This window comes from Rudanella paleaurantiibacter, from assembly GCF_009184635.1.
GTDB lineage: Bacteria > Bacteroidota > Bacteroidia > Cytophagales > Spirosomataceae > Rudanella > Rudanella paleaurantiibacter.
On record NZ_WELI01000003.1, the window covers coordinates 670,782 to 684,235 of the forward strand.

12 protein-coding genes are annotated in these 13,454 nt (G+C 55.1%); 3 read left to right on the plus strand and 9 right to left on the minus strand.

From position 1 onward, the window contains the following. Positions 1 to 120: 120 nt before the first annotated feature. Positions 121 to 1,164 carry a DUF4097 family beta strand repeat-containing protein gene (locus F5984_RS11285; RefSeq protein WP_152124341.1) on the plus strand — a complete coding sequence of 348 codons (1,044 nt, stop codon included), beginning with the start codon at positions 121 to 123 and terminating at the stop codon, positions 1,162 to 1,164. A gap of 417 nt (positions 1,165 to 1,581) precedes the next feature. Here F5984_RS11285 and F5984_RS11290 read toward each other — a convergent pair whose 3' ends face one another. From F5984_RS11290 to F5984_RS11305, 4 genes are all read right to left on the minus strand, one after another. Then, a complete protein-coding gene (locus F5984_RS11290) occupies positions 1,582 to 3,018 on the minus strand; it encodes a TlpA family protein disulfide reductase (protein ID WP_152124342.1) in 1,437 nt (478 codons plus the stop codon). A 282-nt stretch (positions 3,019 to 3,300) separates the two neighbouring features. Continuing rightward, positions 3,301 to 3,732, minus strand: a complete 432-nt coding sequence (locus tag F5984_RS11295; RefSeq protein ID WP_152124343.1) for a hypothetical protein — start codon at positions 3,730 to 3,732, stop codon at positions 3,301 to 3,303. Positions 3,733 to 3,793: 61 nt separating this feature from the next. Next, the gene (locus F5984_RS11300; protein WP_019990193.1) at positions 3,794 to 3,976 is read right to left on the minus strand and encodes a hypothetical protein; all 183 of its coding nucleotides are present in this window, start codon (positions 3,974 to 3,976) and stop codon (positions 3,794 to 3,796) included. Between the two features lie 98 nt (positions 3,977 to 4,074). Then, a complete protein-coding gene (locus F5984_RS11305) occupies positions 4,075 to 5,310 on the minus strand; it encodes a nucleoside recognition domain-containing protein (protein WP_152124344.1) in 1,236 nt (411 codons plus the stop codon). Positions 5,311 to 5,449: 139 nt separating this feature from the next. On the opposite strand from F5984_RS11305, the gene F5984_RS11310 reads away from it, so the two are divergent. Beyond that, positions 5,450 to 6,148, plus strand: coding sequence for a M15 family metallopeptidase (locus F5984_RS11310; protein WP_152124345.1), 699 nt, complete (start codon positions 5,450 to 5,452; stop codon positions 6,146 to 6,148). Between the two features lie 98 nt (positions 6,149 to 6,246). Here the strand turns inward: F5984_RS11310 and moeB are convergent, their stop codons facing one another. The 5 genes from moeB to F5984_RS11335 all read right to left on the minus strand — a co-directional run bounded on the left by moeB (position 6,247) and on the right by F5984_RS11335 (position 9,472). Continuing rightward, entirely contained in the window at positions 6,247 to 7,359 is a 1,113-nt protein-coding gene (gene moeB / locus F5984_RS11315; protein WP_152124346.1) for a molybdopterin-synthase adenylyltransferase MoeB, read from the minus strand. Between the two features lie 178 nt (positions 7,360 to 7,537). After that, on the minus strand, positions 7,538 to 7,921 hold the full coding sequence (locus F5984_RS11320; RefSeq protein WP_152124347.1) for a DUF3037 domain-containing protein: 384 nt from the start codon (positions 7,919 to 7,921) through the stop codon (positions 7,538 to 7,540). Then, positions 7,899 to 8,672 (minus strand): HipA family kinase, encoded by a 774-nt coding sequence (locus F5984_RS11325; protein ID WP_152124497.1) that lies wholly within the window; start codon positions 8,670 to 8,672, stop codon positions 7,899 to 7,901. The genes F5984_RS11320 and F5984_RS11325 overlap by 23 nt, the downstream gene beginning before the upstream one ends. 231 nt (positions 8,673 to 8,903) lie before the next feature. Beyond that, a complete protein-coding gene (locus F5984_RS11330) occupies positions 8,904 to 9,275 on the minus strand; it encodes a glyoxalase (protein ID WP_152124348.1) in 372 nt (123 codons plus the stop codon). Then, the gene (locus tag F5984_RS11335; protein ID WP_152124349.1) at positions 9,272 to 9,472 is read right to left on the minus strand and encodes a hypothetical protein; all 201 of its coding nucleotides are present in this window, start codon (positions 9,470 to 9,472) and stop codon (positions 9,272 to 9,274) included. Before F5984_RS11335 ends, F5984_RS11330 begins: the two co-directional genes overlap by 4 nt. A 78-nt stretch (positions 9,473 to 9,550) precedes the next feature. On the opposite strand from F5984_RS11335, the gene F5984_RS11340 reads away from it, so the two are divergent. After that, positions 9,551 to 13,396, plus strand: coding sequence for a hydantoinase B/oxoprolinase family protein (locus tag F5984_RS11340; protein WP_152124350.1), 3,846 nt, complete (start codon positions 9,551 to 9,553; stop codon positions 13,394 to 13,396). Positions 13,397 to 13,454 lie beyond the last annotated feature (58 nt).

The following is a 13,454-nucleotide window of genomic DNA, read 5'->3' on the forward strand; positions in this document are numbered from 1 at the left end:
TCTAAAGAAGGAGGTTTTATCGATGATTTATAGCGGAAGGACCAAATACTAAAAAACTGGTCCGTGCGGGTGCAACTTCTGCGAGGCAGAGTGCATCTTTCCGTAAACATCGTCAAAACCATGAAAACCTTTCTAGGTCCACTCCTTGCCCTCGGCCTTCTGACAACAACATTTACTCAGGCCCAATCGACCGATGACCTTAAGCCGTTTCAAACCAAAACTTTCTCAGGAATCAGCGCCGTTCAAGCCCGCACTTCGGGCGGTAGCCTGAGTGTAGAAGGCGGCTCGGGCAACGAAACCAAAGTCGAAATGTACGTGCGCCCCAACAACTGGAACGGACGCGAAACCATCAGTCAGGACGAAATACAGAAGCGGCTCGAAGATTACGAGATCAGCATTCGGCAGGAAGGAAAAACCGTGATTGCCACGGCCCGGCGCAAAAACGACCGCAATGACTGGAAACGTGCCCTGAGCATCGGCTTCAAGTTTTACACGCCCCGCAACACCACCGCCGACCTCGAAACATCGGGGGGTAGTCTGCGGTTGGCGCACCTCACCGGCAATCAGAAACTCGAAACATCGGGCGGCAGTATTCGGCTCGACGATGTACGCGGCACGGTGAATGGAGAAACCTCAGGTGGTAGCATTCAGATTACCAATTGTCACGATCAGATTACCCTCGAAACATCGGGCGGCAGTATCGAAGCCACTGATTCCGACGGTACGCTACGGCTCGAGACATCGGGCGGAAGTATCCGGCTCAACGGTCTGAAAGGCAATATTGTGGCCCAAACGTCGGGCGGCAGCGTGCAGGGGAATAACATTGACGGCGAACTGAAAACAGGCACCTCGGGCGGGAGCGTCCGGCTTCGGAACATTGCCGGTAGCGTTGAAACGAGCACCTCAGCCGGTAGCATCGAACTCGAAATGACCCGTGTCGACAAATACGTACGGGTTGACGGTAGTGTGGGCAGCGTTCGGGTGAAACTACCCATGAACAAGGGGCTCGACCTCGATATTCGGGGCAGTAAAGTCGTGTCGGGCGAGCTGCGTAACTTCGATGGACAGGCCGACAAAGACCGGATCAAAGGCCGCGTAAATGGCGGAGGGGCCAGGGTCGAAATCTCAGCTTCGATGGGCAGTGTGTACCTCAACCAGCAGTAGAGGTGTAAGAGTTGGGGGCTAAATATAAAAAATGAAATAAGCAGCTCATTATGAGCTGCTTATTTCATTTTTTATATAAACTTTACGTGTTTAGCCGTGTGAAATACGTTTTGCTCATCACCCTCAGGCAACTGACGAGTTGCTGCCCCCTAAAGCCAGTCTACAGTTTATACGCTTCACCGAAGAAGGTACCCCCAAAACACAGCATTAGCTCGACCATTTGATTGGCCTTCGTCAGGCTCAGAACCTCTGACAGGTATACTGCGAGGAAGGACTCTGGAGGCAACTTGACTACAGCAAAAAAGAGATAGTAGATCCTCTTTCCTTCATCTTGAACTAGTATTATTTACGTGGCACCAAATCAGCATAGTAGATCCAGATCGTCATCATGAAATCTATATTACTACCAGAAGCTGTTTACTTCAACAAGGCTTTAATTGCCATTTCGATATCCTTTGACGAAGGTTTAGGAGCTTCAGGATTGACAATATTACCCAGTTTGTCAACCAAAATGTACCGGGGGATACTCCCGATTAAATAAGACTGGGCAAACTGATCGCTTTGTTTTTGATCAAACCCATTTATATGATACCCGCTAGGGGCCACACCGGCGTTTACAATCCTTTTCCAGGCTGCTTCATCTTTATCAATTGATACGTATAGAAAGGCAACCTCATCAGTGGGTAAAAACGTTTGTTGAAGCTTTTTGGCGTGGGGAAACTCAACTCGGCAAGGAAGACACCATGTGGCCCAAACATCCATGTACACGACTTTTCCTTTTAGATCGCTGAGCGATAGGCGTTTCCCCTCGGGGGTTATTCCTGTGAAGTCAGGCGCTTTCTGTCCCGATTTAAGCACTAGCCAACGGTCGTAGCCTTTTTGCAGCTCGGGTAGATAAAGGGAGCGTGGATAACGTTTCCGGTAAGCGTCAAAGACTGTCGAGGTAGCTGTGGTAATACCATGTTGATCGATCCGTTCACTTAAATTATTAGCTCGAATGTATTCAGTAAAGGGGAGTGGGAGGTTCCATTTCTTTATTTCCTCATCTGTAATCAGAGGCAAGCTCGACCGATTGGCGGTTAACTCCTCCTTCGTAAATCTCGATGATAGGTTCAGCATCAGTAATGCTGAACGATAGTAGCCCAATAAACGAAGATAATCCGGCAAATGGGCAACTAAAAGGGTTGAGTCAAAGGGAACTTGTTGGGTAGTTTGCGACAAGAGCGATATTACTGTCGTATCCCGCCCACCCCCATATCGGGAAAGAAGAAAGTTAAGCTTAAAGCTTAACGTGCGGATCTGGCTCCGTTTCCGTAATAAAGCCAAGACTTCTTGAGTTATAAGCTTTCTCTGGGCGTAGGTTTGATCAAGTAGGCGCAGGGCATTATCCAGGGAATCAAGTCGTCGGAAAGCATCAGGAAGGGGTAAGACAAAGAGCCCTTTCTCGAACCGACGCTGCATTCGATATGCTTGGGCTAAATATGTATTGGCCTCAGCACCTTGGCCGGCAAAGTTCAGAGTTACCTCATTACCCGTTAGGCCAAGATGAAGGCGTAGTTGCTCACCAGGCTTCACAAACAATGGGTGGAGTTCATCCCCAAATCTAACAAAAGCAAACTGGGGAGTAGATAGACGAAAGAAAGTGGCAGTGGGTTTAGATTCGTTAAGGTCTATTTCCGCTACTGGCTGAAATGCCCCTGTCAAGGCACCAAAAAGGCCAATTGTAACGCAGGATGCCTGGTGAAGAGAATCAGTACGTGATAGTGTGAGTGTATTCTGTTTATGCTGCCCTCGGCAGTCTGGAGTAACCCACATCCCAATGAACCACAGCCACAAAAAAAATGCTTTTTTCATCTTTCTTTCATTTTTATGGCAAGCGCGTAAATGTGCAGAGCCATTGGGCTGGCTTTCAACAAGAAGAGATAGAAACCAAAAGAATATACCCTGCCAATTGGTAAGTATTATCTATCTAGGTAAGCGTCACCACCGAGCAGTTTGCGTAGCGAGTATAAGGTAAATGATCGACTAGAACCACGACGGTTGAGATGCTTACAAACTGGTTTTACATATTTGGCCGTGTGAACTACACGTTGCTAATCGCCCAGTCTGCCGACGAGTTATTGGCACCCCCTCAACTCAATGCAGCGGTACACTGTAAACCAGGCTTTTGCCATCCGAAAGGGGTTTCAGCGTACCGTCTTTTTGGCGAATTTGAACATCCTGCACTTCAATAACCAGCCGGTCGCCGGGGGTAGCCTGGGTCAGAAAATTGGTCAGCGGCTGGGTCAGATTACACCGAATCATGCCCAGTCGGCGATTACCGCGTGCCAAACTGATGACACTCCCCGCATAAATAGGCTGCCCTTTCAGATGCGGGTATAATTTCTGCGATTCTTCATCAAGCTGAACCTCTATCCGTAAACTTTTCAGCGAAACGGGGGCACCCGCCTGCCAGTCGAGCGGCTTGTTGTCAACCAGCAATCGATACGTAAGATGCGGTTGAAGATCGTCGGGAATATGGGCGCGCAGAGGCCCCAAAAAAGCCAGAAAAAGGAGAAGAATCTGCATTCGAGTAGAGGGATAGTCTCTACAGGTACGCCGAACGTTATTTTTTATTGTCTACTGATTATCAATCTTTTCGACGTGCAGACCGGGTTTTGCTTCGCTCAGCTTTTTCGGCCTGATCCCGTTCGTATTCTTCCCGCTGCCGCTTGTCGGCCACGAGATTTCGGTACAGCCCATTCAACACATAAATATCGTCCACCTCGTCGATCAGGCGGTGGAGTTGTTCGCGAACCTGATTAATATTCATACTAAAAGTCGATTAGTTTGCCTGACGTTCTGTTTTGTTCTCACTCCATAACTCAGCCAGCCGCAGAACGTTCAGGCCGTAGGGTCAATGGCCCCCGGTTAGTAAAAGAATAAGTACCCCAGCCCGATGCCAGCCAACACCCCTACAAAGTCGGCAATAAGGCCCGCTACAATGGCGTAGCGCGTTTTCTTTATCCCCACTGACCCGAAGTACAGGGCAACAATGTAGAAGGTGGTATCGGCCGACCCCTGAAAAATGCAGACAAGTCGCCCCACAAACGAGTCGGGCCCGAATTGTTTCATAGCATCAATCATGAGGGCCCGCGCGCCCGAGCCACTCAGGGGTTTCATAAGAGCAACGGGCAAAGCATCGGTAAAATCGGTGTTTACGCCCGTCAGCCCGATTACGTATTTGAGGCCACTCACGAGGTAGTCCATCGCTCCTGCGTTCCGAAACGCGCCAATGGCCACCAGCATACCCACCAGATATGGGATAATGCGTACCGAGGTTTCAAAACCGGCTTTGGCCCCTTCGATAAACGTATCGAAAACATCAATTTTTTTGCGAATGGCGCCCACCAGAAACGTCACGATAATACTCAGCAACAAGACGTTACCTACCACTTTCGAGACCTGCTCGATTTGCTCTTTGGGTAAGCCCGAGAGATACCATAGCGCCAATCCCAAAAAGGCCGTGAGACCACCAATACCGCCCAACACGGTCGAGTTGAGCAGATTGAGCCGCTGTTTGATACCCACAATCAGGATGCTCACCACGGTGGTTACATACGTACCAATCAGACAGGGAATAAAAATATCCGACGGGTCGGCAGCGCCCAGAATAGCCCGTTGGGCCATGATACTGAGCGGAATGATAGTCAGGCCCGATGTATGCAGCACCAGAAACATAATCTGGGCGTTACTGGCGGTATCTTTCACCGGGTTAAGCTCCTGCAAACTCTGCATGGCTTTCAGGCCAAAGGGCGTGGCGGCATTGTCGAGCCCGAGCATATTGGCCGAAAAGTTCATAATCATCTGCCCGTTGGCGGGGTGATCTTTAGGTACTTCCGGAAAAAGCTTATTGAAAAACGGCCCAATCACCCGGGCTATAGCGTTGATAGCGCCAATCTTCTCGGCAATATTGAGTAAGCCCAGAAAGAACGTCATAACCCCCGCTAAAGGCAGGGCAATGTCCATCACGGCTACTTTCGACGAATCGAATAACCCCTCAACAATTGTCTTGAAAATCTCCGTATCACCGGTAACCAGTAGCTTGACCAGAGCCACCAAAAACGCAATCAGAAAAAACGCAACCCAGATGTAATTTAAAGCCATCCCTATTGAATGAGTAAATGCGCGAATGGTGAATGACTCAAAACAGATTGACTGCTTCCGTCAGCTCACTTATTCACAGCGCCAGCGAGAAATGCTGTAAGTTTACGGCATCAGCTTCACAAAACAATCGTATTCGGGTATGCAAAACAGAGTCCGGCAGGCTATATTTTTCTATTCACTCATTCAGGCATTCACTCTTTCGCTCATTACCAATGCGCAAGGTCTCGAAGCCTCCATGCAGGCGCAACGGCTCGTGAATCTTCAAACCGTTGACCCATCATTACTGGTTGAGCTGAAATATTCGACGACCGACAATTTTGTCAAAAAAGACGTGTACGGCGACCTTACCCGCGCGTACATGCAGCCGATGGCCGCCCAGAAATTAGCCAAAGCCAACGCCCTGCTCAAGCAGCAGCAACCCGACCTGCGCCTGCTTGTGTACGATGCCGCCCGCCCGCGCGCGGCCCAGTGGAAACTCTGGAATGCCCTGCCGCAGTACCCCGAAAATGTACGCCGGAAATACGTAGCCGACCCCCGCGAAGGTTCTATTCATAACTACGGCTGCGCCGTTGACCTGACCATTGCCCGCGTACAGGGCAACGACTACGTACCGCTCGACATGGGTACGCCCTACGACTATTTTGGGGTATTGGCCTACCCCTCCGACGAGGACCGGTTGTTGCGCGAAGGCAAATTAACCAAGCAGCAGGTAGCCAACCGGAAACTACTTCGGTCGGTAATGCGGCAGGCAGGTTTCTCATCCATTGAGTACGAGTGGTGGCATTTCAACGCCCTCTCCCGCCAGAAAGCCATGATGCAGTTTAGGATTGTGGAATAAGGGAGGAAAGGGAAAAAGCAGGAAGGGAAGAGGGAGGAAAGGAACGCAAGCGAGGTTTAACCCTTCTCCCTTTCCTCCTTCTTCCCTTCTCCTTTTTATCAATACACCTCCATTTCGGGTTCGACTTCACGCGCCCAGGCGTGAATACCCCCGTCGAGGTTGTAGAGGTTGGTCAACCCGAATTGGGTGTGCAGGTAGTTGGCCACATTGGCCGAGCGGATACCATGATGGCAGTACACCACCACCGGTTTATCGGTCGGAATGCGTTTGCCGTTGTTCGGGATAATCCCGACCGGAATCAGCACGGCCCCTTCGAGGTGGCAAATGTCGAATTCGGGGCGCTCGCGCACATCGAGCAGGAAAATATCTTCGCCAGCCGCCAGCCGGTTGGCCAGCTCCTGCGGGGCTATTTTTTGCGGGCCGTTTGCTGCCGATTTGGCGGGTTTGTAGCCCGAGCTGAGGCCAGCCTGCGCGAGGGTTTCGGCATCGGCCCGGCGCTTAACCCGGATTTTCTGGAATGACATGGCCAGCAAATCGACCATGAGCAAATGGTTACTCAAGGGCTCGCCCAGGCCCGTCAGCATTTTGATTACTTCAGTAGCCTGATACGTCCCGATTACGCCCGGCAACACCCCCAACACCCCCGTGTCGTTGCAGTTCGGGATCTCCATTTCATTCGGAAACTCCGGAAACAGACACCGGTACGTAGGACCGCCCTGATGGTTGAGCACTGCCACCTGCCCTTCAAACCGGTGAATAGCGCCGTACACAAATGGCTTCCCGAGCGTGACGCATACGTCGTTGATGAGGTATCGGGTTTTGAAATTATCGGTACAATCAACCACAATATCGTACCCTTCGGCAATAGCGCGGGCGTTGTCGCTCTCAAACGCGAGCGAATACGTATCGAACGTAACTTCGGGGTTAAGCTTTTGCAGGTGTGCCACAGCGGCTTTGGCTTTGGGCTTCCCCACCTCATTGGTGGTGTACAATACCTGCCGTTGCAGATTGCTAATATCGACCACGTCGGGGTCGACTACGCCGATGGTGCCCACCCCGGCCGCCGTCAGATAGAGCAATACCGGACACCCCAACCCACCTGCCCCTACAACAAGAACCGAGGCATTTTTGAGTTTAAGTTGCCCCTCCACACCTACCTCCGGCAGGTTAAGGTGCTTTTGATAGCGTTTGTATTCAGCAGGTAGTAGCATAGTAATTTTAGGTGAGGCTGTTACGCTAAAATACGCTTTTTGAGGGGTATTTAGTTTATGGGACAACCGGAAAATTTAAAAGGCGGGAGGAAGAGGAGAAAGGAGGAAAGGGAAGAAAAGAAGCCTGTGATACCACTTTCCTTCCCATCCTCCCTTTTCTCCTTTCCTCCCTTCTCCCCTATTTCACCAACTTCTCAAACAACCGCTCCAGCGTTTGGGCTGGGTCGGTGCAGAGGCCAGGGTGTACGGGTGAAGTTTGCACGATGGTACTGCGGGCGGCCGTGAGCCACCGAAACCGGGCGGCCGTAGCCAACTGACCAATTGGCCCACCCGTTTGCCGACCGGCACAAATGCGCTCAAAGGCCTGTAGCCGGTGGGTCAGCTCGTCGAGGTCGAGGGTGGCCGAAAAAGCCGCGAGCCGTTGCGGGTCGAGGAGATAGCGGGTTTGCAAAAAGCCCCGGGCTGAGCAGTACAAAATGACGCCCACGTTCAGAAACTCTTCTCGTTCGACACGCGGCACCACTCGGATTACGGCGTATTCAAACAAGAGATTTTCGGGCATGTTGCGCTGCGTTAACAAAGACCTCCGAAACGGAAAGTCGGGTGGTTAAAAACTGAACGTACATCTGCCGACGGTCGGCCGGCGACATCTCCGAGGGGCCAGCACTCGACGGTTCATCCATCAGCCACTCGTCGGGCACAAGGCCTACAATGGCTTCAATCCGGCTGGGGGTAAGTACCGCCCGAAACTCGGCATCGACTGCTTCGAGTTCGCTTGCCTGCGGGAGCAACACATGGTCTTTAACTTGCACAAACGGCCGCCGGGCGTGTTCTTCCCACGACCCGCCCGTGTGGTGAAAATACAGTGCAGCGCCATGATCGATCAGCCACAGTTCTTTGTGCCAGATCAGCATGTTGGTGTTGCGGGCCGTTCGGTCGACGTTGGTCATGAGGCAGTCGAGCCACACAATCTGCGACGCCAGACGGGCATCGACCTGAGTCACCAGTGGGTCAAACGTAATGGCTCCCGACAGGTAGTGCAGGGCCAGATTGAGCCCCGTGCTGGCCTTGAGGAGGTCTTGAATTTCTTCGTCGGGCTCGGTACGGCCAAACGCTTCGTCGAGTTGGGCAAACACGATTTCGGGTACCCGCAAGCCCAGTAACCGGGCCGTTTCGCCCGCAATCAGTTCGGCAATAAGGGCTTTGGCTCCCTGCCCCGCCCCGCGAAATTTCAGTACATACAAAAAGTCATCGTCGGCCTCGGCCAACGCGGGCAGCGAGCCCCCCTCGCGCAGGGGCGTAACGTAACGCATCACATGGACGGTACGGAGATCGGGCGGTTGGTAATTAGGCACAGCGTACTAACGGGTTTGTGGTGGCCGGCGTTCCGGTTTTGAGGGATAGCGGCTGGCGTTTCGGTGTCTGGTTCTGGAGACCAGCCAGATTCACCGAAACGCCAGTTACCATCCCGTAAAGCACAAAAGTACGGCGATTCGGACCAGACCCAACCGCAATAGAGTAACCGCTTCGTTGCCCCGTACCGATTACCCCACGCTACTCAACTGATCGACCTGACTCTGGAGCCTGCCAATCAGCAGATTACTAATCCGGCGGGTCAGTTCGGCTTCTTCAGCCACAAAAACGGCCCACTCCTCGGGCGAAAACTGCCCTACCACCATGCCAATCAGCATAAGCCGCAACCGGGTATCCTCGCGCACCGAACGCTCGATGTACGCCAGCTTATCGTCGGGACTAAACCGGTCGAAGGCCGCTTTGCGCTTGGGCAAATGATGCCGGTAATACGCCAGAATAAGGTCGTTGAGGGCTTTCAGTATCGGCCGGAGGGTTTGGTTCTGAAACTGCTCGGCGGCTGAGATAGCCGTGGGTTCGGTTGGGACTTCGGGACGGGGTTTCACTTGTTTTCTTTGTTCGACTTTCCTAAAAAATCATCCTCACCCATGCCGGTCGAGTGGTCATCTACATCCGAAGCATCAACCGAGACATCGTCCTCGTCCACGCTGACCAACCGGGGTTCGCCTTCGGTTTCCTTATTGCGGTCGTACATCTCTTCGGTCGGACCGGCGGGCGTTCCGTGGGTTGTGTTGCTTTCCATAACGTTGTCTAAGTTTGTTTCTCAGAAAACCCACCAACGAGACAAAGGTTCTGAAACCGGCACCCGTTGTTTTTGCGTATGACTCCAACCTGGCAAATCTGGATTGACACCGGCGGCACGTTTACCGACGGCATAGCCTGCCCGCCCGAAGGCCCTTTGCACCGGACCAAAGTACTCAGCAGCAGTCGGCTCAGGGGCCAACTCGATACCGACGGTCGGCTGCGGGCTCCGTGGCTCAAAGCCCCTATTTTCGCGGGTTACACCTTGCGGGTTGTTGGTACAGGCGACACCTACCGCGTTCGGTCGCTCAGTACAGAGGGGTACCTCCAGCTTGCCCCTACGCTCGAAGGGCCAAACGGACCTACCCTGCCCGCCGGTACTACCGTCGAACTGTTTACGGGCGAAGAAGCTCCCGTTTTAGCCGCCCGGCTCCTGACCGAAACCCCGCTCGACCAACCCTTTCCACCGCTCGAAATGCGGCTTGGCACCACTAAAGGCACCAATGCTCTACTGGAACGAAAAGGGGGACGCGTAGCCCTAATTGTGACGCGCGGCTTCCGCGATTTGCTTCTTATTGGCACCCAGCAACGGCCAAACCTGTTTGAATTGGCCATTCCACCCGCCGAAGTACTTTACAATTCGGTTCTGGAAGCTGATGAACGGATTGGGGCTGATGGCGCGGTAGTTACGCCCCTTGCCGAGCCGACCCTCTCGGCCCTCATTGCCGACCTCCGGCAACAGAACCCCGACGCCATAGCCATTTCGCTACTGAACGCATACCGCAACCCCACCCACGAAAACCATATTCGGGAAGCCCTAAAACGGGCCGGATTTACGCACATCACCTGCTCAACCGACGTATCGGCAGCACCCGGCTACGTGGCCCGCACGCAAACCGCCGTAGCCGATGCCTACCTAACACCGGTGTTGCACGCTTACCTCGCCAATGTACAAGCTCAGTTGGGGCCGTCGGCTACGCTCCGCATTATGAGCAGCGCGGGCGGACTGGTTCGGGCCGACCTCTTTCGGCCGAAAGACAGCCTTCTGAGCGGCCCGGCCGGGGGCGTAATTGGAGCCGGGCAGGCTGGGGCTGCTGTCTTCGAACACAATGGTTCGGGCAGTGGGGTGCTTACGCTCGACATGGGCGGCACCAGTACCGATGTGGCCCGCATCCAGATTCAGGACAACACGGGTGTACCCGACTACCGGTTTTCGACCCAAATTGGCCCGTTCGATCTGCAACTCCCCTCATTGGCTATCGAGACAGTAGCGGCCGGGGGTGGGTCGGTGTGCTGGTACGACCAAACTCAGGGTCGGTTGCGCGTAGGGCCGCACAGCGCCGGGGCTAACCCCGGCCCGGCCTGTTACGGTGCGTCGGGGCCGGGCGAGGTTGGGCTGCTCACCATTACCGACGTTAACCTGTTGCTCGGGCGACTGCACCCGGCTCAGTTCGGCATTCCAATTTTTCCCGAAAAGGCGCAGGCCGCCCTCCAAGCCGTGAGCCAACAGGCCAACGCACCGGCCGAGGCTATTCTGGCCGGGTTTGCCCGCATCGCCGACGAAGCGATGGCCGGCGCCATCCGTACCATCTCTATTGCGCGCGGGTTCGACCCGGCCGAGTACAGCCTGCTGGTGTTTGGTGGGGCCGGGGGGCTGCATGGCTGCTCGGTGGCCCGGCTCCTGGGTATGAAGCGACTCGTGTTGCCGTTCGACGGGGGGTTACTGAGTGCCTACGGAATTGGGCAGGCCCGCAGTGAACGTATGGCCGCACAGGCCGTTCTGAAACCGCTCAACGAAGTTATGACCGAATTACCCGACCGAATCGACGCTCTGACCCAGCAAGCCACCACGGAGCTTCAGGCTGATGTGGGCGTGGGCGCAGCCATTGCCGTCACGGCCGTGCGGGTATTCATGCGGCTGCAAGGGCAGGAGTCGACCGTGGATATTCGGTACGCAAACGCCCCCCAGCACCTGGCCGATGCGTTTCGGGCGGCCTACGAGCAGCGGTACGGTCATTACCCCGCTGGCCGGGCCGTGGAGGTCGAGAGTATCCGGGTACAGGTGGCCACAGCGCCCCCCATGCCCGAACCCGCTCAGGCTCTGCCCACGCCCCGACCGGCCCAACCAGCTTTCCAGACCGACCTATACCCGGCCTACGACTGGGCGGCCCTGCAACCGGGCGACACCTTCACGGGGCCGGCCCTGCTACTCAACACCACCTCGTCGGTATTTATCGAACCGGGCTGGCAGCTTACCCTCCAACCCAACCGCGACGCCGTGGCCATTTTTGGGGGAGTGCCCGACAAACCCGACCCGTCTGCCGAAACCGATGTGGAGGCCATTCAGCTGGAGCTGTTTACCCGCCGGTTTATGAGCATTGCCGAAGAAATGGGCACGCAATTGCAACGAACCGCCTTTTCGACCAATGTAAAAGAACGGCTCGATTTCTCCTGCGCCCTGCTCGACCCACGCGCGCAGCTTGTGGCCAATGCCCCGCATATACCCGTACACCTCGGTAGCCTAGGCGTATGCGCCCGCCTGTGTCTGGAGCAACTGCCACTGGAACCAGGCGATGTGGTCATCACCAACCACCCCCGCTTTGGCGGCTCACACCTGCCCGATGTGACGCTGACACAGGGCGTATTTACCCGACCAACTGCCGAGGCCCCCAAACCGGTACTGGTTGGCTATGTCATAAACCGGGCGCACCACGCCGAAATCGGCGGAAAAGTACCCGGCTCTATGCCGCCCGATGCCACCACCCTGGCCGAAGAGGGCGTAGTGCTGGAACCCCAATACCTGATGCGCCGGGGCGAGTGGCTTTGGGACACTCCGGCCGGACAGCAAGGCGTAAAAAACCGATTCACGGACGCCCCCTACCCTACCCGGTCACTTGCCGAGAACCGGGCCGATATTGAAGCGGCCTTAGCCTCGCTCCGGGCAGGCGAAACGGCCCTCCTCAGTCTGGTGCAAGCCTACGGGTTGCCTACCGTTCATCGGTATATGGAACGGCTGAAACAGTCGGCTACCGAACGGATGGCGCGGGTGCTGACGCAACACGAAGGGGCCGTTTTTGAGGCTACCGAAGCCCTCGACGACGGGCATCAGATTCGGGTGGCAATACGGGTGCAGAACGGAGCGGTTGAATTCGATTTTCGGGGCACATCGGCGGTTCATCCGCATAACCTCAACGCCAACCTGTCTATTCTGCACAGTGCCGTGCTGTACGTGCTCCGGCTCTGGTGCAATGAAGATATGCCCCTCAACGAGGGCCTGATGGCTCCGGTGCGGTTTACACTGCCCGACTCGTCGTTTCTGAACCCGCGCTTCCCCACCGACCTGACGCAACCGGCCCCGGCGGTGGTTGGCGGCAACACCGAAGTGAGTCAGCGGCTTGTCGATACCTTGCTCAAGGCCCTTGGCCTGGCAGCCTGTAGCTACGGCACCATGAACAATTTTCTGTTTGGCGGGGCCGATTTTGGCTATTACGAAACCATTGGCGGGGGCACCGGGGCTACCGTAGGCGCACACGGGCGGTCGGCGGTGCATCAGCACATGACCAACACCAAACTCACCGACCCCGAAGAGCTCGAACGGCGGTACCCGGTTCGGCTACGGGCGTTTGGCATACGGGCGGGCTCGGGCGGGGCAGGTACCTGGCGCGGGGGCGACGGCATCAGACGCGAGATTGAGTTTCTGCAACCCGTACAGGCTACGCTGCTGAGCCAACACCGGCGGGTGCCTCCCTACGGCCTGAACGGTGGTGAGCCAGGGTTGGTGGGGCAGCAATGGCTGGTGAGTACCAACGGTGAAGCCACCGAATTGCCGGGCATTTTTACGCGGGCCATGCAACCCGGTGAGCGTATCCGAATCGAAACGCCCGGTGGGGGCGGCATGGGTAGCAACGACCGGGGCGTGTGCTAAAGTCGCGCAACAATTTTTACCCGGCCCGGTTCTACCTGTTGAATCTTACATACTCATG

Bases quoted from the DNA above. Each gene is read 5' to 3' on its own strand.
- F5984_RS11285 (WP_152124341.1), top strand. From the start codon at position 121: ATGAAAACCTTTCTAGGTCCACTCCTTGCCCTCGGCCTTCTGACAACA.
- F5984_RS11290 (WP_152124342.1), bottom strand. From the start codon at position 3,018: ATGAAAAAAGCATTTTTTTTGTGGCTGTGGTTCATTGGGATGTGGGTT.
- F5984_RS11295 (WP_152124343.1), bottom strand. From the start codon at position 3,732: ATGCAGATTCTTCTCCTTTTTCTGGCTTTTTTGGGGCCTCTGCGCGCC.
- F5984_RS11300 (WP_019990193.1), bottom strand. From the start codon at position 3,976: ATGAATATTAATCAGGTTCGCGAACAACTCCACCGCCTGATCGACGAG.
- F5984_RS11305 (WP_152124344.1), bottom strand. From the start codon at position 5,310: ATGGCTTTAAATTACATCTGGGTTGCGTTTTTTCTGATTGCGTTTTTG.
- F5984_RS11310 (WP_152124345.1), top strand. From the start codon at position 5,450: ATGCAAAACAGAGTCCGGCAGGCTATATTTTTCTATTCACTCATTCAG.
- moeB (WP_152124346.1), bottom strand. From the start codon at position 7,359: ATGCTACTACCTGCTGAATACAAACGCTATCAAAAGCACCTTAACCTG.
- F5984_RS11320 (WP_152124347.1), bottom strand. From the start codon at position 7,921: ATGCCCGAAAATCTCTTGTTTGAATACGCCGTAATCCGAGTGGTGCCG.
- F5984_RS11325 (WP_152124497.1), bottom strand. From the start codon at position 8,672: ATGCGTTACGTTACGCCCCTGCGCGAGGGGGGCTCGCTGCCCGCGTTG.
- F5984_RS11335 (WP_152124349.1), bottom strand. From the start codon at position 9,472: ATGGAAAGCAACACAACCCACGGAACGCCCGCCGGTCCGACCGAAGAG.
- F5984_RS11340 (WP_152124350.1), top strand. From the start codon at position 9,551: ATGACTCCAACCTGGCAAATCTGGATTGACACCGGCGGCACGTTTACC.